Here is an 18,706-nt window from a genome sequence, read left to right as displayed (position 1 = left end):
ACCTCAATGGTCGAAGAACGCGTGCAGCGCCGTCTTGCCGCCATTCTGGCCGCGGACGTGGTCGGCTACAGCCGTCTCATGGAAGCGGACGAGCAAGGAACCCTCAAGGTCCTGAAGGCCCGACGGCGCGATATTCTGGCTCCCCTGATCGCGCGATATAGAGGTCGCTTGGTCAAGGTCATGGGTGACGGCGTTTTAGTCGAGTTCGCCAGTGCGGTCGATGCCGTCCAGTGCGCAGTCGATCTCCAGTATGGCACGGCCGAGGCCAACGATAGTTTGCCGGACTCCCGGCGGGTAATCCTGCGCATCGGCATCAATCTCGGTGATATCATCGTAGATGGTAGCGATCTCTATGGCGACGGCGTCAACGTTGCCGCTCGGCTGGAGGCATTGGGCGAACCTGGAGACATCTGCGTATCGGGCAGCGTTTACGATCAAGTCAAGCGGAAGGTGGAGACCGATTTTGACGACCTAGGCCAGAAGTCGTTGAAGAACATAGCTGAGCCAGTGCGCGTCTACAGGGTGCGGCATTCGGCAATTGCCGACCGGAAAGGCGAACCTGAGCCGTTGCCTCTGCCGTCAGAACCATCGATCGCCGTACTACCTTTCACCAACATGAGCGGCGACGCCGAACAGGATGTGTTCACAGACGGGTTGACTGAAGATCTCATCACCGATCTGTCGCGGAACGCCAGCCTGTTCGTGATCGCCCGCCATTCGACCTTTGCCTACAAGGGAAAGTCGATCGATATCCGGCTGATTGCCCGTGATCTTGGCGTCCGCTATTTGCTGGAAGGCAGCGCCCGCCGCGCTGCCGGTCGTGTGCGCATCAACGTTCAGTTGATCGATGCCATCAGCGGAAATCATCTTTGGGCGGACCGCTTTGACCGCGATCTTGAAGATATTTTCGCTGTGCAGGACGAGGTGACGGCCAGGATCGTCGAGGCTCTGATCGGCCGCCTGGTGACACAGCCGCCCCGTAGCCGGCCAAACAGCATGGAAGCCTATGATCTTTGCGTGCGCGGGCGTGGGCTGATTGGGATTTCGCCGGCGGCGGCGCGCGAATCGCGCGTTCTGTTGCAGCGGGCGATCACTCTCGACCCGGATTATGCGGAGGCGCATCGGCTCCTGGCATTTGATCTCTGGCAGGCTTGGGCGCAGTGGGGCGAGCCAGAAGTACCCAACCGGCTTGTGGCCGTTGCCATAGCTGAAAAAGCGGTGAAGCTCGACCCGAACGAGGCCGGCTGCCGCTTCGTCCTTGGCCACTTGCTGGCATATGAACGGCGCTGGCCCGAGTCGGATGCCGAGTTCGCGACCGCGCTCGAGATTGACCCGAATTACGCCGATGCCTGGGCGGACATGTCGGACTTTTCGGTGTTGAGCGGTAAGCCGGCCACCGCGGTTGAACAGGTCCAAAAGGCGCTCCGCCTGAACCCACATCCCCCCAAATGGTACTATTGGAATCTGGGGTTCGCGCAGTACGCCGCTTGCCAGTATAAGGCGGCAGTCGTCACGCTACGCAATGAGGCTACCTACCAAACAATTTCGCGGCGCGTGCTTGCAGCGAGCCTTGCACAACTGGGACGAACGGACGAGGCCCATCAGGAAGGCGAGCTGTTCATGGCGAGCAATCCACATTTCACAATCAGCCATTGGGTCGCTTCACAGCCCTTTCGAGATCAGGTCACGTGTGACCATTTCGTCGACGGATATCGCAAAGCAGGTCTGCCAGATTGAACGAGAGGTGAGCTCAAAAATCGATAGGGGCAGCGATTACATAGCGGTGCCCAGTTTCATCCTGTCGGGTGCGCCACTCCCTTAAAAGACCGGGCACTGCCGCCGCGAATCGGGAGATGGGTGAGGTCGATGTCAGCCGACAGCGCGGCCTGTCCCAGTGGAACAGCTTCATAGCGGTTCCACCTTTCAGCGCGAACACGTCCGTGCGATAAGTGGCAGTAGGTACACGAGAAGAGTGACCTGCGCGGCTACGGCCCACGGGCCATCAGCGCTCTTCCTATTCGCCTGGGCGAACTCTGGAGGCACCACCTTACGGAAGCGGGGATGTATGTGCCGTAATTCGCCATTACCGACGAAAGCGAGGAGTCCAGCTTTCAATCAGCTCGTCTTCGTCGCCATCTTCGTTAGGTTCGTCATCTTGCCCGTAGAAGACACGAGAATTATGAGTACCTTTCGATACCCACCAAGACCCACCGACTCCTCCGACACAGCCACCTTGGTGAAGCCACCGAGCCAATCCCGAAGGTCTGTCTCGTCGGCGATCCGGTCGCCGCTTCTCACGCGCGCAGGGTCTGAAGCCAGGCGGGCCGTAAGGCGCGTGCCCTTGCGCAGAAAGTCTAGCTTCGGAAGCGCCTTCCCAGGCAAAGCCCTTTGTTCCGCTTTTGGGCGCAGTGTGCCACGTGGTCCAATTGCAGGGTGTCCGCTTTCGGGCGGCCGCCATGATTAGTTCAACGGCTCAAATGGTGAAGGGTTTCGGGTGCCGTCAGGCGTACGAAAGCCTCTCATGCAGGAACCCGCGGTCGGCATTCTCTGAGCTATGGGCTTTTTGTGGATCGGCGCTTCCAGCGGACGGGAGATCGCAGCGACAGTTGTCAGTCCCGGCGGGTCCAGAGTGGTATTTGCCAGGGTTGTTGCCGAGATTTTCGTGGTGACTTGGAGCGCATTTGCCCGGCTGAACTCCATCGCCATAGGCAGTTGCGCAGGCCTTCCCGTTGGCCAGCTCTGCGTTGAGTAGACCATATGAATGGATCTGCCATGCCGGGTCATGACGCACTCTCCCGGTTCGTTGTTGCCTTGTCTGGCGGTCCACGTGGTTGCCGCCAGCGTTTGAATACCTCGATGACGATCATGCGTCCGCCGCAGCAGGGGCATGGCGGGCGGAAGTCATCCGGTTCGCCTGGTGTGCCGTTGTCGGCTGGTGCGGCGACGTGCAGGAGTTCGCGAGCGAGCGCGATGCTGATTTTTCGGGAACTGCCGGCGAGCAGACCGTAATGCCGGATGCGGTGGAAGCCGCGCGGCAGGACATCGAGCAGGAAGCGGCGGATGAACTCATACAACCTGTCCGCGACGCTGCATGTCACGCGTGCCGTCCTGCCTTCGATGATCGCACGGCGCCATGGCGCCTTTCTGATGGTAGTTAGTGGACAGGCTTTAGAAGGTCCGGGTTCATCATGAGTTTTCGGAGGATAAAATTGCCGAGATCCAGGCGGCTCCATTCTTCTCCCTCGCGACCGCGACCGATGATGCCGTCAGTTGTTCATTCAAGGGCGGTGAGCCGGGTTTTGTGAGAGACACCGGTCCCGCAACGTTGGAGTGGTCCGATTACACTCGATCCTTCAACCTGACAGGGCGTGCGGGGCCGACTATTCCTGGAGCCGTGCTTCACGGAAGACGCCGGCTAACCAGTCAATAAACACTCGGACCCGCGGAGACAATTGCCTGTTGCGGGGGTAGTAAAGTGACACTGGCGTAGGTGTGGGTGGAATGTTCGGTAGGACGTGGACCAACGAGCCAGCGTCGAGTTCCATCTGGGCGTGATAGCGCGGAATTTGTATCAGTCCGAGACCCTGTCTGGCTGCGGCAATGAAGCTCTCCGCGGCATTGACCGAAACGATCGTCGGAAGCTGACGATAGATGACTTTGCCGTTCACTGAAAACTCCAAAGGGATCAGTGTGCCGGTCGCTGATGACCGAAACCCAACCATGACATGCCCATCAAGCGCATCGGCGCTTTGCGGCGTACCATATCGCTTCAGATAGTCGGGCGAGGCGCATGTTACCTCTTCCAGCACGGCGACACGTCGTCCGATCATATCTCCGCCCTGTGGCTCACCAACACGCAGAACACAGTCGATGCCTTCGCGAACGAGATCCACAAACCGATCGCCTTCAGTCATGTAAAGTTCGATATCCGGATATGACTTAAAGAAAGAGGGAAGGTTCGGCATGACGAAGTGCCGCGCAAGCGTCCCATGTACATCAACGCGGAGAAGTCCTTTCGGGACCGCTCCTGCAAATGCTCCTTCCGCATCCTCGATGTCATCAAGGATTAAGATGCAGCGCTGGTAATAGGCTTCACCGTCGAGCGTTGAGCTGACATGCCGGGTTGTTCGTTGCAGAAGGCGCACCCCAAGGCGCGCCTCCAATTGTTTGACGGCATCCGTGACGGTGGAGCGTGGAAGCCCAAGATCCTCTGAGGCCGCAGTAAAGCTTTTGCGCTCCACCACACGGCTGAAAATTCGCATCGCATCCAGCCTGTCCATTGTTCGCTGTCCCCGCATAGTATTGGCGGATAATGCATGATTATCCGCAGAACGGATAGTGACATCTTCCTCCTTGTCAACAAGCGCTGAGCGCAAAGGAGAACAAAATGTCCATCACCACGAACCAGGTCGCCATCGTTACCGGCGCATCCCGCGGAATCGGCGCAGCAATTGCTGAGCGCCTTGCAGCCGACGGATTCACGGTTGTCATCAACTATTCGGGCAGTGCAGCGCCTGCTGAGGATCTCGTCCGCAAGATTGAAGCTAAGGGCGGCAAGGCAATCAGCGCCCAGGCTGATGTGTCCGACGCGATTGCAGTGGCTCGCATGTTCGACTCGGCGGAAGCCGCGTTCGGCCACATCGATGTACTCGTCAACAACGCCGGGATCCTGAAGACACTGCCCCTTGCTGAAACCAGCGACGAAGATTTCGACCGCCACTTCGCCATCAACGCCAAGGGCACCTTCAACACGATGCGGGAGGCTGCAAAGCGCCTCCAGAGCGGCGGCCGCATTGTCAACTTCTCTTCGACGACGCTGGCTCTGAACATGCCGGGCTACGCGGTTTACAACGGCACCAAGGCCGCCGTTGAGGCCTTCACCCACGTCTTCGCCAAAGAACTGCGTGGCCGCAACATCACGGTCAATGCTGTGGCTCCCGGCCCCATCGCGACCGAGCTGTTCCTGAACGGCAAGTCCGATGAGCTGGTCGCCCAGTTCGCGAAAATGCCGCCGCTCGAACGCCTCGGCCAACCGGACGACATTGCCAACGTCGTATCTTTCCTCGCCGGCCCTGACGCTGGCTGGGTTAACGGCCAGATCGTTCGCGCCAATGGCGGCGTAGCGTGACCTCGGTCGGTTCCCCAGATTTCAATCAGTGAGCCGGGCGGGTTTGAACACTCGCCCCTCCTTACCGCCCAACATTCCCCCAATCTGACAGATACGAAGGATAGTTCCCATGACTAAGCAAGTTATCGTCATCACCGGTGCCTCCAGCGGTTTCGGTGCCCTCACGGCCCGCGCGCTCGCCAAGGCCGGCCACACTGTCTACGCCGGGATGCGCGCTACCACCGGACGAAACGCCAAGGCCGTTGCCGACGCGGCGGCCTTCGCCAAAGACAACGGCGTCGACCTTCGCTCCGTGGAACTGGACGTCGGCTCCGACGCATCGGTAGAAGCAGGAATTGCCACGATCATCGCAGATGCCGGTCGCCTCGATGTCGTTATGCATAACGCCGGTCATATGTCCTTCGGGCCGGCAGAAGCGTTCACGCCGGAGCAGTTCGCCGAACTCTTCGACATCAACGTTCTGTCCACACAGCGCGTGAACCGCGCCGCACTTCCTCACATGCGCCGCCAAGGCAAGGGTCTGGTCGTTTGGGTCTCCTCTTCGAGCACTCGCGGCGGCACTCCACCGTATTTGTCTCCCTATTTTGCAGCGAAGGCGGCTATGGATTCGCTTGCTGTATCTTACGCAGCCGAGTTGACCCGTTGGGGGATTGAGACATCCATCATCGTTCCGGGTGCGTTTACCAAGGGCACCAATCACTTTGCTCATTCCGGCTCGCCGGCCGACACAGTGCGTGCAGCTGAATACAACGAAGGCCCTTACAAAGGCGTTCCGGAACAGGCTTTGCAAGGTCTTGCAGCGCTTGAGCCCGCCGATGCGGATGCCGGATCGGTGGCTGTCGCAATCGTCGACGTGATCGACATGCCATTCGGCAAGCGGCCCTTCCGTGTTCACGTCGATCCCTCACAGGATGGTGCTGAGATCGTCAATGGCGTTGCCGATCGCGTGCGGGCGGAAATGTTCCGCAACATCGGCCTGCAGGACCTGTTGAAGCCGGCCAATCTGTAAACATCGCAAACATTGAAGCAGTCCCAATCGTTACGGTGGGGCTGCTCCTCCAGATCGCGCACTATCACCTCCCGATTGCGGGTTTCCCACCACCGATGAAAACTGGAAAACGAGATGACTGACAAATCGAAAAACAAACCCATCCTGACGACCCTGAGATTCCATGCCATTACGCTAATCGCCGCCGTAGTTGCCGCGTTCGTGGCCACGTCTTCAGCAAGCCTTGGGTGGCCGGTTTGGGCAATGTTTATGGGATGGGTCGCGTTCTACACGCGTGGGCACTCTGCAAAGGACGCCTTCTGCAGCTATCTTTGCCTGGCGGCCGGAATAGCCATGGGAGTGGCAGCCGTGCTGGCAGTAGGAATGTTAGTCCCCGCGACTGGGCCATTGGCTTTCGGGATTGTCGTGTTCGTCGTTGCGATGATTGTTGTATCGCTGCGAGTGGCCGCTCCACTCAACAACATTCCAGCCTACTTCCTCGGCTTGATCACCTTCTTTGCAGCGCATCTCGAACCAGGTCTCCTCGCAGTCGCCGAACTCCTATCCGTCAGTGGTCTCGGTTCCGTTGCGGCCTGGTGGGCATCCCGCCTTCAGCGGCAGGTGGCGTAAAGGAACATTCCTCGCGTCCGGTCGCCGGCTGATTGGAGGCGAGGTCTCTCATCAAAATAGAGGATGTCGTGAAATGCATACCATCAAAGTCATTGCGGCGGGGCTCTTTGTTTGCGCCGGCATAATGCTGCTTTCCAAACTGTGGACGACAACAAAACCTTTGACGGGTGCAGCATTAAGCGTCTTCCTGGCCATCTGGTTGATCATTTCTGTCGTCAATCTTTGGATCGGTGTCTACCGTGCCGGCTATTCGATCGCAGAGGAACTTCCGATCTTCGCTCTCGCGTTTTCCGTTCCCGCCATCGCAAGTCTGTTTGCCGCCTGGTTTCTGATAGATAATTAGACCTCCGGGGACGGCGAAGGGTACGGCACCAACCTGGAGCTGAACGAACCTTTGTCGACGTGGCCTCGATGCCGCCGCGTCCATGCCGCTCTTCCCTTTATAGAACTCAGCCATATTTACACCTTCACTGCCGGAAGGCAGTTCCTTCAAAGGGACCTGGGGCATGTCCATCATAATCAGCATCCTGATCACGGCCCTTGTCATCGCCTTGGTGCTGTACCTCGTGCAAAAACTTCCGATTGACTCGACGATGAAGCAGATGGCTCAGATCGTCGTTGTAGTCGTCGGCATAGTCTTGTTGCTCAGCTCGCTGGACGTATTCTGATCAGTGCACGGGGCTTGCCACTACTCGACTCAGCCGACGCCACCGGCCGGGAGTTGCTCTCAGCCCGCTTTCCCGCCTTTGCGGTGCGGATTGGCGAAGGCGTCAACAAACCTGCGCGCCAGCCGGGGTTGCAAATCGCAAAAGGCTCAATTGTCGAACTGCTGAGCCGGTGCTTGAGACCGAGGTGACGGCAAGCCCTGGCGAAGGCTTTCGATCTGTAGCAGGAGCCATAGCACCTACGGAAGGAGCGAGTGGACGCCGCTGAGACAACGGTGCGCTCGACGACAATCCTTCCGGTCTGGCGCGGCATGCGGCCCGGCCGCGACGAGCGGTCCGCCATGCCGGCGCGTCCATCGCACTGGTAGCGCTCGATCCACCGCGCCACAATCTTCGCCGACACGCCGTAGACCTGCGCCGCCTCGGCCTTGGAAAGACGGCCTTCGCTGACCGATCGTGCCATCTCCTCTCGACGCAATGGCGCCGAACGGGCGTTCTTGTGGATGTTCATTCCGACGCTCCGGTGCGTGCTGAAGCCTGGTAACTCCAGTCTCCACGGTCCGCTCCGAACGGACAGCCTCCTGAAAGCTCACAGCTAGAGCAACTCATTCCGGTCCTTGGTCGCTCTTGCCCGCCGCCTTCTGCCCTGCGTGTCATCACCACTCCTGCCTTGAGTTTCGCTGCGCGGCGCGCCGCCTTCATTATCCCATTCTTCAAGCGAAACCCTCCTCCGCGCCGCGGAAGCAGGATCCGGAGTGTCGACGTCAAAACCCGCCACGGATGCTTCGCTGGTGATTGCATCCATGAGATCCGTGTCTGAAATATCCAGATCAGGGAATACGCGCCGCACTGCACCTAGGGCTTCAGACGTCGCAAAAGGCCGGGCTTCTTTCTGACACGCGCTCAGAAAGGCGCCGATCGCCGCGCGCACCTCAGGCGATATCGTTCGGGAGTGCTTTCTCATCATCACCTCCCAGTGCATGAGGCCTCTGAATCTAAACGCCGCCTGCGTCTCATAGTTCCTGGTTCCTGGCGAACTGCTACCGCCGGCGCAGACGGATGGGAGGCCTTCAAGCAGCAAACCGTGCGGATTAAGGGAGTGAATTGTATCCAGTTGAGACCTCTCCTTACTGTCGGCCGAAAACAAAGACGCCGAGGACCTTGTTTAAAGCCCATTTGAGGCCAATGATGAACGCTACAGACATTCTGCAGCGCAATGGCAACCCGACCCGCCGCGACGCAGCAACACATCTCTTTACTGTCGGTCAAGCCGTTCGGCTGAAGGGCGAGCATCGTGGATCGGCTCTGCCAGCGGACCTCTACCACTTCACCTTCATGCGCCCGCCGAGCGACGGTTCGACGCAATACCGCATTCGAAACGACGACGAACGTCATGATCGGGCGACGACGAAGGGCAGGCTCGAACCGGTGTGCATGGCGTCGGCCGATGACGGCGCAACTCTCACCGAAAGGATGTTCGGTCATGGCCAACGGACAGAAACGCAGCAATCGCGAAATCAGAAAGCCGAAGCAGAAAAAGGCTTCGCCCAATCTTGAAAGCCAGTTCGGCAACCAGGTCAGGGCCGCCGCGACTGCCAAAGCATCGTTCGGCAAGGGCAAGCACTGACAATACGACGCTTCTGCAGAACGGAGAGCATGGCGCTGAAGATCGTGATTGAGTTCTACCGGATACGAAATGTGGACGACGCGGATGCGGTCCTCGACCGCGAGAGCGTGGAAGCTGCCGATCTCGACGAGGCGATAGAGTTTGCGCTGGAGCTTTCGAGGACGCTCGACATGCCACAGCCATGACCATCGCCGACGGTGATGGAAGCACGATCCATTCAAGCAGGCTCGAATCCATCGAAAATCTTGATGAAAGGCCACCATCATGAACGCCCGCCGCAATGAAATTGAAGCCGGGCGACATGCACTTGCGATCAGCATCTGGGAAAATGAAGGTGGGACGTCAGCACCCTAATGGATCATCAATACGGCCGCCACATTGAAACGGATCGCCCCTGGAGGATCTATCACGTCTCCATAGGCGCACCGGCGCCTGTCGACGACAACCTTCGCTATATAGAGCGGCGGATAAAGCGGATCAGTCTATCGGCACCAACGCGGCCCGCGTCGCGCGAAACAGAGGTTCGCTAATGATGACGCTGTTACTTCCGAATCCGAGCCTCAGCGTCGATGAAAAGCGAAACGCCGTCCGCTTCATCGGCCATGACGGTATGTTCGAGGTGCGGTTCTTCGTCGAGGCCGAGGCGCTCGTGATGGCGGATGCCGAATTGGGCAGGTCGGAAATCCCGGAAGCGAAGCTCCTTTCTGCTTTCGACGCGTTGCGCCTTTCCATCTACAAAGTCGCACGCAAGGCCCATTCCAGTGGCCGAGATTCCTACACACTGACCGCCGCCGATTTCCGCCAGGATGGATTCAGATGCTGATCCGCTACGGCTATGAGATCACGCTGAACTTCCAACAGCCGACCGCGTTGGTATGCCTCCTGTCGGTCCACGAGGATCGCGCGGCCGATATCCGGGTTCCTGAAACGATATTCACCGCCCCCGATGTGCCGACATCGACCTATCGCGATCTCTTCGGCAACCGATGCCGGCGGCTTGTCGCGCCGGCGGGCGACCTGACGATATGGGGCGATGCCACAATCGAGGACGACGGCAAACCGGACAAAGTGCTGCCAGCCGCCCAGGAGCTCCCAGTGCCGGAGTTGCCGGACGATTGCCTCACCTACCTCATGGGCAGCCGCTATTGCGAAACCGACCGTCTCAGTCAGAGCGCTTGGGACATGTTCGGCACGGTCGCGCCCGGTTGGGGTCGTGTGCAAGCGATCTGCGATTTCGTCCACCACCATATCCGCTTCGACTACATGCAAGCCCGGTCGACGCGGACGGCCTTCGAAGTCTTTCATGAGCGCGTTGGTGTCTGCCGCGACTTCGCACATCTTGCGGTCACGCTTTGCCGCTGTCTCAACATTCCCGCGCGCTATATCAACGGTCATCTCGGCGACATCGGCGTCCCGGTCTTCGACCCGATGGATTTCAGTGCCTGGTTCGAGGTCTTCCTGGACGATGGATGGCACACGTTCGATCCGCGCAACAATACGCCGCGTGTCGGCAGGATCGTGGTTGCGCGCGGCCGTGACGCGGCCGATGTCCCCCTCATCAACTCGTTCGGGCCACACGTCCTCAAGTCGTTCCGGGTGTGGACTTATGAGGTGCCGGCCTTGCAATAGCCCGCTGGGAACATTGCCAGTCGCGATCAAAACGCAGGAGCGGTTCACGGCATGAAGGACAGCCTCTCACAGCTTCCCAGGGAACCCGCAGATCGGCTTACTAAGCCATTCATGCGATTCCTCCGCATTGAGGCTACGGCGGGCCTTATTCTGCTGCTCAGCACGCTCTTGGCGCTGGGCCTCGCAAACACAGCTTGGTCGTCGTCGTTCCTCGCCTTATGGGAGATGTCCGCGGGCGTCAGAGTTGGCGACATCGAGACCTATCGTTCTCTGAAGCACTGGATCAACGACGGGCTGATGACGCTCTTTTTCTTCGTCATCGCCCTTGAGCTAAAGCGCGAGCTGGTGCTGGGGGAGCTACGCAATCCGCGAATAGCCGCTCTACCCATCGCCGCCGCTCTCGGGGGAATGGCTGTGCCGGCCGGACTGTTTTCGCTGCTTGTCGGCGGCGGGCCGGGTGCGAGCGGCTGGGGCACTGTGATGTCCACGGATACGGCCTTCGTCATCGGGTGCCTTGCGGTGCTCGGTTCGCGCGTGCCAGGGAGCTTGCGGCTGTTCCTGCTCTCACTTGCGATCTTCGATGACGTCGGCGCCATCCTGATCGTGGCGATCGGCTATGGCGAAGCCTTGAATTGGGTCGCACTCGGAACCGCCGGTCTCGGCCTTGCCGTCGTAGCTGGAATCGCGCGTCTGGGCATCCGCAGCATTCCGGTCTATTTCGCGATAGGTGGCGGCATCTGGCTGGCATTCGACGCATCGGGCGTCCACGCGACGCTCGCCGGAGTGATTCTTGGCTTAATGACGCCGGCGCGGAGGTGGGTAAGCGACACCCGCCTCCATGCGATACTCGACCGGGTGATCGCTCATCCGCCCGGCGACCATTGGAGCCGCGACACCGCGGCACGCAGCGACCTCCATCGGGCAGACGTCGCGACCCGCGAGGCACTGTCGCCGATCGAGCGCCTCGAGATTGCTCTCCATCCCTGGGTCGCATTCATGATCATGCCGTTTTTTGCCCTCTCTAACGCGGGCGTTCCGATAGGAGACGCAAACTTCGACATTCCCCTCACGATCGCAATCTTCGCCGCCTTCGTGGTTGGCAAGCCCGTTGGCATTGTGCTCTTCAGTTTCCTCGCCGTGAAACTGCGCTTTGGGACTCGTCCAGACGAGCTATCGTGGAGTCTGTTGGCAGCCGGAAGCCTGCTGGCCGGGATCGGCTTCACCATGGCTCTGTTCATTGCCGACCTTGCTTTCGAGCCCGAGCTTCTGAACTCCGTCAAGCTCGGCGTTCTCGGCGCTTCCGTCATCTCGGCAGCCCTGGGTCTCCTGGCATTGACCTTGCTGACGTCTCCTGGCAGACGGTAGTCCAGTTCGCTCCGTCGGCGGGCCCCTTGCCGATCTGCGTTCCGGCCGGCCCCACGGCCGTTATGGTCAGGACCCCCACGCCGCAGCAGGATGCCGATCCGCGTTCTATTGTCTGGATCGGCGATTGCCTGCCCTCAACTCGCGATAGACGCGGCGGCTTAGTAGCAGCCCGTCTTCGCGATGTTCGAACAGCCACTGCCCCTCGATCGCGGGAGCATGAGCGCAGTTCATTCGGCTAAACCTCACAGAGTCCGGATTACCTGATTGAAAAGCGTAGTAATATTCCGATTGTGACGTGCTGGTCTGCGCGCCACCTTCCGAACCAGGCTCGGGATCCTTCCTCCTTGCGTGGATCGTCGCCAACCTGACGCAAGAGCTGGGTGGAGTAATGGTTCAAGCTTTGGAGTGACCGTTTTGCATGCGACTGTTGCTCCGTTGCGGAACCAGCGATTTGGTGAAGGCTGCAACTGGTGGGCGCCTGAATCGTGGAGGAAGGTATGTCCAGGGAAACAGAAGAGAACATCGACGAACGGCAAGAGATTGCCGACCGTGCGAGCCGCTATTTGGGAAGGCCGGCCGCGTTGCTTACGGATCGGGAACGCGCGGTTTTTCGACGCCATCTCGCCCGACGCGCAATAACGCGGGACCCGAATCGCTCTTTTGACGAGAAGCTGACGTCCGGGCAACGTTTGGCAGACAAAGTGGCCGAGTTCGGTGGCTCGTGGACCTTCATCATGACTTTCGCGCTAGTACTCGCGCTGTGGGTCGGAGCGAATGTACTTGCAACTACCCGCGCCTTCGATCCTTATCCCTTCATCTTTCTCAATCTCATTCTATCGATGCTGGCAGCCGTTCAAGCACCCGTGATCATGATGAGCCAGAACAGGCACTCAATCAAAGATAGGGTCGATGCGACACACGACTATGAGGTTAACCTGAAGGCGGAAATTGAGATCATGGCGCTGCATGACAAGGTGGATCAGATGCGCGACATTGAACTGAAATCCCTGATTGACAAGCAGCAGCAACAAATCGAGCTGCTGGCAGGACTTCTCATCAATCGCAGCAAATAGGTCGTTGGCGCATGTCACTCAGATAGTCATTCGGACGAATGACAATTCCCTTGGCTACCTTGGGTCGAACAGGTGGACCGCAATCAGCAAGGCCCATGGTTTGAGACATTCGCTAGCCTGCAAAGAACGAACTCACAAGCGCTTCACGGCCCGTCACTTGTCCATGGTCATGGCGAGAAAATGGGAAGCTATCCCGGTGGCTTCTCCTCCGCGCCCCAATTAAGGGCACCGGGTTCCCACCAATCCATCGGTGCCGTACTCCGCATGAATTCAATCTTGTTTCCCGGCGTCGGAAAGCTGAAAATTCGGCGCTCTCGGTCTTATCGTATTTCTATTGGGCGGACACGGCGGCATTGGCGCCTCGGCGTCGTGGCGATCGATCTGCTCATTCTGGTCCCGACGGGCAGACTTTAGGCTGACGCCACGGTGAACCTGAAATCGGAATTGAAACGACGCTTGCACTAAACGGGCGGCCAAAACCACAGGATCAGTGGCACGCCGATTAAGACCACAATGAGCGAGAGCGGCAGCCCCAACTTCCAATAGTCGCCGAAGCGATAGCCGCCGGGGCCCAGCACCAGGGTGTTGCACTGGTGTCCAACAGGCGTGAGAAAGTCACAAGCCGCCCCCACCGCGACTGCCATCAGAAATGCATCCGGATTGTAGCCAAGGCGCTGAGCAAGGGTGACCGCGATCGGGGCGACTACGAGAACGGTGGCTGCATTGTTCAGAAACGGGGTTGCTGCCATTGCGACCACCATGATCATTGCAAGGGCCCCATAGGGGGGCAAGGTGGTAGCAAGTTGAGCAAGGCCTCCGGCGATAAGGTCGGCACCACCGGTCGCACGGATCGACTCGCTGACAGGAATGAGAGCGCCCAGCATTATCAGGATGGGCCAATCGACAGCCTCGTAAGCTTCCCGAAGCGAAAGTGAGCCGAGCAGTACCGTCAGCACAGCAGCCGTAAAGAAGGCCGTGGCGACGGGCAACAGGCCGAATGCCGTTAGCACCATGGCACCAGCCAGGACCACCACCGGAATCAGACCTTTTCGGGGATTCCCCAAGCGGATTTCGCGCCCGGCCAACGGAAGAAGACCGAGTTCCATCAACCTGTTCGGGAGAAGCACGAGATCGCCCTTCAAAACGAGAACGTCGCCTGATCTTAACACGATGTCGCGCAATCGATCAGTGAAGCGCTCGCTGCTTCGGCTTACTGCGAGCAGATTGATGTTGAAGCGATCATGCAGCGCCAAACGCTTGGCGGTTTGCCCGATCAAGACTGATTTCGGGCCGATCACCGCCTCAATTCCTGCAATTTCCTCGTCGGTTCCCTTCGCTTCCGTGGGGCGGTCGTGCCCCTCCAGTTCCAGACGTGCACGACTGATGCCTCGCTCAAGCGCCTGGGGGTCTCCCTCCAGCAGAACGATATCCCCTTGGCGGAGTTCGACGTCCGGCAGTGGAGTCACGCGCTCGACCCGATTGCGAATGAGGCCAGTGACAAGGACCTCCTCGTCCAACAAGATCGACAGGTGGCTGATCGACTTGCCGATGACGGACGAAGTGGCAGTAACACGCGCCTCTGTCATGTAGTCCTTGATGTTCAGCGCCTTCTCCATTGTCGCGACCGCCTTGCGTTCCTTGGGAAGCAGCCGGTAGCCAAACGCCAGAAAGACTGCTCCCGCTGCGGCAAGCCCTATGCCGACGGGGGTGAAATCGAACATGTTGAATGGGCGGCCCGTCAGTTCCTCGCGCATTCGGGAGACGACGATGTTCGGCGATGTGCCGACGAGGGTCATGAGCCCGCCAAGCAAGGAACCAAACGCCATCGGCATGAGAAAAGACGAGGGGGAAGCTTTCGACCGGCGCGCCATCTGGAATGCGACTGGGATCATCATCGCCAGTGCGCCGATGTTCTTAATGAAGATGGAGAGAACCGAGACAGTCGTCACGAGAATGACAACCTGACCCTGCACAGAGGTCACGCTGGGCGCCACCCGATGGAGCAATGCCTCTAAGACGCCACTGCGCTCAATCGCGGCGCTGACGACAAGCGCGCTGGCTACAATGATGACAATATCGTCCCCGAAGCCGGAGAACGCTGCCTTGTGCGGCACGATACCGGTGAAAACTGCGGCAAGCAGCGCGAGAACTGCAATGAGGTCGTAGCGGAGCCGTCCCCATATGAAAGCGACCATCAGGCTGATCAGAATGGCGAATGCGAACGCCTGAGCCTGTGTCATGGATAAAGTCCCGACCTACTCTTCCCAATGCCAGGTCCATTTTACTCGCCTGGAAGAGCTAATGTCGGGATAACTTACCAGCCTCATTCAACAGCGCGGCACCTCGAAAGTCCGTCCAGGATGTTTTCCAGCTTCGTAGAGCGGATGCACGTATAGACGACTACAGGATGCTTCCGAACAGGACCGAATAGACAATCACAGCAATCGCCAGCGTAAACGCAAGCGATACGGACAGGCGCGTGAAATCGTAGGTACTGAAGCGGGCGGGGATGAAGTTTTTCATTGTGATCTCCTATTTTCCGTTCTGGTTGGTCTACCTATTACGCGGCGTCTGCTGCGCTTCAGGATAGTGAGCGACGGCAGCTCGTGCTGACCTTGCCGAGGATGTCCGCTGGAACTTGGATATCGGTCATAATGGTTGCTACCAGTTCGTCGCGCTTCGCACGATTGTCGTAGCCTTTAAGTGCTGCGAGGTCCGTGCTGCTGGCAGTTGCCATTCGCCCTGCCGCACTTGAACAGATGCCCGCAAGCGCAGCCACTCTGGCCTCGTCGGACGCCTGAGTGCTGGCAGTCGTGGTGGTAATCCATCCTGCATTGAAGCCGATGATCGGCGCGGCGATAAGCCCGACAACTAAACCAATCGCGTAGGGCGTTGTCCGTTCAAGAATTTGATCGAGTGTCATGATTGCATTCCCTCTAATCAGGTGATTATCGGGATCGTTGCGGGCCCGCGCTCCGACCAGGAGCCAATGGTAACCCAGATTTTTTACAGTGCGCTTTAAAAGAATTAATGTAAACAACCAATTAAAATCCTCATTCAAGAATATATTTCAACTAATGATCGTGCATGATCTTGGGCCGAAAACGACAAATTTCGATTTTATCAGCGCTACTATATTTATAAATTCCGAACATTTTTTTCGCTAAAACAGATTTTCAATCAATAAACATAGTAAAGCCGTTTTCAAGGCATACAGATTTATGATGGTTTTGAGGCCAGCTTGGCTTTTTGCTTCATCAGAGGCAGTAGGCCCGCCAAACTCACCAATCTCGATTCCGCATGTTCAGGTGCGGGGCCGTCGTTACGAGCGTCGTCCGATGAGGCTGTAGCGACGGTAGCTGTTCGCGCTGCTATTGGCGGCAAACGGCCGATCCTGGCTGAATCTCGCCGACGTATGCCACAGAAAAGGAGGGCAGCATGTTTGCCCGGACGAAACATCGAACAGTCCATTTCGACCAACCATTCTGGATGCCAAAGCTCGGTGAGATAGTGGCTCCTGGCGACTACCAAGTCGATGAGGACGAGGAGTTGATCGAAGGCATCTCGTGGCTCGCCTATCGCCGTGTGGCGACCTTTATCACGATACCAGCCACGGCCGCGAACAAGTACCGAATGCGTCTGGTAGCGATTGATCCCGAGGAACTTGAACGCCTCATAGCCGTCGATCGCCACGAAGCCGCAATCTCGCCGTCACCCTAACCGTGACCGCAACGTTAATGCGTCAGCATTGATTCCCGATCGGTCTGTTGGCGCGCCTTAAAGATCGCGCAAATATTTCACCCCGTCCGGCGGAAACGATCACATCATCGCCAAACTCCCCTTCACGGACAACTCGCCTCGGTATCGCATCCGCAATGATGAACTCGGCCAAGAGCGGGTGAGCAACGAAGATAATCTGCGGCCGATTGAACGGGGCATGACGCCCGATAACTGAGCAGCGTCGCCAGTCGTGGCACAGGCGACCGCCGCAAGGAGGGCCGCAGATGAAAAGCAAACACGAAGAACACGCGCTCGTCATCAGCGCATGGGAATCCGAAGGGGGCGCGCCGAACAGATCCGGACAGCTCGATCAGTATGGTCGCCGTTTCGACGGAGACGGAACCTATTCGATCTATCACGTCTTCACGGGAGAGACCGCAGAAATAGGCCCTTGGAAGATGGAGGGGCTCAGCCCTAAAAATGCGGTGCGGGCGCTGCGTATTCTCAATACCCCCAAGCTGGCCGGCGATCGCCTCCACCTGTGAACAAACACCCGTAGCGCTTTTTTTGACGGGAGGCCCCGCGGTACGGCGCGTCCTTAACATACCGTCGGCTGAAGCCCAATTATGTCGGAGATCGCTACTCCATGCTGCAGAGCCCGCTACGGAGCTGATACGGCCGTTTGCACTCCCAGGCGTTAGCGGAAGAATCGATATGTGCATTCTCAGGAATACTTGATCTCTGAACCCGGCGACCGCAACGGCTGATTTTGGCGTCTGGTGCGAATTTAGGTTGGAGGGCGTATGCCTGCAATCGCTACTGGGCCTTGGTTCCTTGCTTCAGGCGAATGCTGACGGGTCTACCCTCCGCCTGCTGGACCTCGAACTTGTTTGTTTTTCGGATGAGGTCGCTGAGCTTTCGAAACCCGAAGGTACGCGGATCAAAGTCTGGTGCCAAGTTGAGCAGTTGCTTGCCAACGGTACCGAGGTTTACCCACCCTTCCTCGGTTTCTTCTTGGGCAAGAATTTTTTTTATCAACGGCACGGCGGCGCTCACCGGTTGCAAAGACTTTGCGGCTGATCCGGCATTCTGTTCGTCTTTCACCGCGCCTGGGAGCAGGTTCTCAGTGTAGATGAATCGGCGGCAGGCCTGCCGGAAGCTCTCCGGAGTCTTTTGTTCGCCAAAGCCAAAAACGTCGATGCCCTGCTCGCGAATACGGGCGGCCAGACGCGTGAAATCGCTGTCGGACGAAACGAGGCAGAAGCCATCAAAACGACCACTATGCAGCAGATCCATGGCGTCGATCACGAGCGTGATATCTGAAGCGTTCTTGCCGGTCGTGTAGGCGAATTGCTGCTGCGGAATGATCGCGTGTTTCGCAAGCACATCCGCCCATGCCTTGGAACGCGTGCCCGAGAAATCGCCGTAAATGCGGCGGACGCTGGCCTCCCCGATCTTTGCCACCTCTTCGAACAACCCGTCGGCGATCTTTGCCGAGGTGTTGTCGGCGTCGATAAGGACCGCAAGGCGTGGTGATCGAGGCTCAGACGGCATGCTTTGCTCCTCTCGTCCAATCGTCTAAGCTTAGCAGCCGCTTCGCCATCGCACTATCCGGCTTTCCAGCCAGCACTCTTGTTCGCCCGCATCAGTGCCATCAGCATTGGGCCGAGCGAGAATTCCCCTCGCCGCGCCGCTGCGCGTGACGTGCCGCCCGTCACCCAGCCGCCCCAGCTGAATCCGATGATCATTGTGGCGACCGCCGTGGCGACGCAGGCCCATACAAGAAACTCTTGGATTGCTGGTAGCTCTCGAAACGCTGGGCGATCGAGACGGTTCTGTTTGGGCTCCGCCGCCCAGCCGTGCTGACCGAACGATCCAGGC

Annotated in this window: 20 protein-coding genes and 4 pseudogenes; 15 read left to right on the top strand and 9 right to left on the bottom strand. The window is 58.5% G+C overall.

Annotated features, from left to right (window positions below; all coding sequences use genetic code 11):
• The first annotated feature begins 6 nt into the window (after positions 1–6).
• Positions 7–1,737 carry an adenylate/guanylate cyclase domain-containing protein gene (locus tag IB265_RS19470; protein ID WP_057248431.1) on the top strand — a complete coding sequence of 577 codons (1,731 nt, stop codon included), beginning with the start codon at positions 7–9 and terminating at the stop codon, positions 1,735–1,737.
• A gap of 1,043 nt (positions 1,738–2,780) precedes the next feature.
• On the opposite strand, the pseudogene IB265_RS19465 reads toward IB265_RS19470, so the two are convergent.
• Together IB265_RS19465 and IB265_RS19460 are read right to left on the bottom strand one after the other, a co-directional pair.
• Positions 2,781–3,068: pseudogene (locus IB265_RS19465) on the bottom strand (transposase); the annotation flags it as partial.
• Positions 3,069–3,380: 312 nt separating this feature from the next.
• Positions 3,381–4,280 (bottom strand): LysR family transcriptional regulator, encoded by a 900-nt coding sequence (locus IB265_RS19460; protein WP_057248477.1) that lies wholly within the window; start codon positions 4,278–4,280, stop codon positions 3,381–3,383.
• A gap of 107 nt (positions 4,281–4,387) precedes the next feature.
• On the opposite strand from IB265_RS19460, the gene IB265_RS19455 reads away from it, so the two are divergent.
• From IB265_RS19455 to IB265_RS19435, 5 genes are all read left to right on the top strand, one after another.
• A complete protein-coding gene (locus IB265_RS19455) occupies positions 4,388–5,128 on the top strand; it encodes an SDR family oxidoreductase (RefSeq protein WP_057248429.1) in 741 nt (246 codons plus the stop codon).
• A 109-nt stretch (positions 5,129–5,237) separates the two neighbouring features.
• The gene (locus IB265_RS19450; RefSeq protein ID WP_057248428.1) at positions 5,238–6,137 is read left to right on the top strand and encodes an SDR family oxidoreductase; all 900 of its coding nucleotides are present in this window, start codon (positions 5,238–5,240) and stop codon (positions 6,135–6,137) included.
• A gap of 114 nt (positions 6,138–6,251) precedes the next feature.
• Entirely contained in the window at positions 6,252–6,746 is a 495-nt protein-coding gene (locus IB265_RS19445; RefSeq protein ID WP_057248427.1) for a DUF1097 domain-containing protein, read from the top strand.
• A 73-nt stretch (positions 6,747–6,819) separates the two neighbouring features.
• Positions 6,820–7,089, top strand: a complete 270-nt coding sequence (locus tag IB265_RS19440; protein WP_057248426.1) for a hypothetical protein — start codon at positions 6,820–6,822, stop codon at positions 7,087–7,089.
• 163 nt (positions 7,090–7,252) lie between these two features.
• Positions 7,253–7,414 carry a Thivi_2564 family membrane protein gene (locus tag IB265_RS19435; RefSeq protein WP_176707576.1) on the top strand — a complete coding sequence of 54 codons (162 nt, stop codon included), beginning with the start codon at positions 7,253–7,255 and terminating at the stop codon, positions 7,412–7,414.
• A gap of 268 nt (positions 7,415–7,682) precedes the next feature.
• On the opposite strand, the pseudogene IB265_RS19430 reads toward IB265_RS19435, so the two are convergent.
• Positions 7,683–7,922 (bottom strand): annotated as a pseudogene (locus IB265_RS19430) (leucine zipper domain-containing protein); the annotation flags it as partial.
• Between the two features lie 84 nt (positions 7,923–8,006).
• A complete protein-coding gene (locus IB265_RS19425) occupies positions 8,007–8,375 on the bottom strand; it encodes a hypothetical protein (RefSeq protein ID WP_234793083.1) in 369 nt (122 codons plus the stop codon).
• 140 nt (positions 8,376–8,515) lie between these two features.
• On the opposite strand from IB265_RS19425, the gene IB265_RS19420 reads away from it, so the two are divergent.
• The 6 genes from IB265_RS19420 to IB265_RS19395 all read left to right on the top strand — a co-directional run bounded on the left by IB265_RS19420 (position 8,516) and on the right by IB265_RS19395 (position 13,105).
• Entirely contained in the window at positions 8,516–8,968 is a 453-nt protein-coding gene (locus IB265_RS19420; RefSeq protein ID WP_246806017.1) for a hypothetical protein, read from the top strand.
• Positions 8,969–9,067: 99 nt separating this feature from the next.
• A complete protein-coding gene (locus IB265_RS37595) occupies positions 9,068–9,223 on the top strand; it encodes a hypothetical protein (protein ID WP_309140394.1) in 156 nt (51 codons plus the stop codon).
• A gap of 347 nt (positions 9,224–9,570) precedes the next feature.
• Positions 9,571–9,861 (top strand): DUF1488 domain-containing protein, encoded by a 291-nt coding sequence (locus tag IB265_RS19410; protein WP_112997110.1) that lies wholly within the window; start codon positions 9,571–9,573, stop codon positions 9,859–9,861.
• A complete protein-coding gene (locus IB265_RS19405; RefSeq protein WP_192495043.1) occupies positions 9,855–10,667 on the top strand; it encodes a transglutaminase family protein in 813 nt (270 codons plus the stop codon). Before IB265_RS19410 ends, IB265_RS19405 begins: the two co-directional genes overlap by 7 nt.
• A gap of 51 nt (positions 10,668–10,718) precedes the next feature.
• The gene (gene nhaA, locus IB265_RS19400) at positions 10,719–12,032 is read left to right on the top strand and encodes a Na+/H+ antiporter NhaA (protein ID WP_112997092.1); all 1,314 of its coding nucleotides are present in this window, start codon (positions 10,719–10,721) and stop codon (positions 12,030–12,032) included.
• Positions 12,033–12,529: 497 nt separating this feature from the next.
• On the top strand, positions 12,530–13,105 hold the full coding sequence (locus IB265_RS19395; protein WP_057248422.1) for a DUF1003 domain-containing protein: 576 nt from the start codon (positions 12,530–12,532) through the stop codon (positions 13,103–13,105).
• Positions 13,106–13,566: 461 nt separating this feature from the next.
• Here IB265_RS19395 and IB265_RS19390 read toward each other — a convergent pair whose 3' ends face one another.
• The 3 genes from IB265_RS19390 to IB265_RS19385 form a co-directional block, all read right to left on the bottom strand.
• Positions 13,567–15,345 carry an SLC13 family permease gene (locus IB265_RS19390; RefSeq protein WP_112997090.1) on the bottom strand — a complete coding sequence of 593 codons (1,779 nt, stop codon included), beginning with the start codon at positions 15,343–15,345 and terminating at the stop codon, positions 13,567–13,569.
• A gap of 160 nt (positions 15,346–15,505) precedes the next feature.
• Positions 15,506–15,628: a hypothetical protein gene (locus IB265_RS37370; protein WP_113737019.1), complete on the bottom strand. Its 123-nt coding sequence runs from the start codon at positions 15,626–15,628 to the stop codon at positions 15,506–15,508.
• A 58-nt stretch (positions 15,629–15,686) separates the two neighbouring features.
• Complete coding sequence (locus IB265_RS19385; RefSeq protein ID WP_057248474.1) at positions 15,687–16,028, bottom strand: hypothetical protein; 342 nt, start codon at positions 16,026–16,028, stop codon at positions 15,687–15,689.
• A gap of 515 nt (positions 16,029–16,543) precedes the next feature.
• Here IB265_RS19385 and IB265_RS19380 point away from each other — a divergent pair.
• From IB265_RS19380 to IB265_RS19375, 3 genes and pseudogenes are all read left to right on the top strand, one after another.
• Positions 16,544–16,825 (top strand): hypothetical protein, encoded by a 282-nt coding sequence (locus IB265_RS19380; protein WP_057248420.1) that lies wholly within the window; start codon positions 16,544–16,546, stop codon positions 16,823–16,825.
• Positions 16,826–16,863: 38 nt separating this feature from the next.
• Positions 16,864–17,060: pseudogene (locus IB265_RS36815) on the top strand (hypothetical protein).
• 49 nt (positions 17,061–17,109) lie between these two features.
• Positions 17,110–17,370, top strand: a complete 261-nt coding sequence (locus IB265_RS19375; RefSeq protein ID WP_057248419.1) for a hypothetical protein — start codon at positions 17,110–17,112, stop codon at positions 17,368–17,370.
• 271 nt (positions 17,371–17,641) lie between these two features.
• Here the strand turns inward: IB265_RS19375 and IB265_RS19370 are convergent, their stop codons facing one another.
• Both IB265_RS19370 and IB265_RS19365 read right to left on the bottom strand, forming a co-directional pair.
• Complete coding sequence (locus IB265_RS19370) at positions 17,642–18,379, bottom strand: NYN domain-containing protein (protein ID WP_057248418.1); 738 nt, start codon at positions 18,377–18,379, stop codon at positions 17,642–17,644.
• 92 nt (positions 18,380–18,471) lie between these two features.
• A pseudogene (locus tag IB265_RS19365) lies at positions 18,472–18,704 on the bottom strand (hypothetical protein); the annotation flags it as partial.
• Positions 18,705–18,706 lie beyond the last annotated feature (2 nt).

The sequence above is a fragment of the Ensifer sp. ENS10 genome (assembly GCF_014852025.1).
Classification (GTDB): domain Bacteria; phylum Pseudomonadota; class Alphaproteobacteria; order Rhizobiales; family Rhizobiaceae; genus Ensifer.
This window is presented reverse-complemented; position numbering and strand designations above follow the sequence as displayed.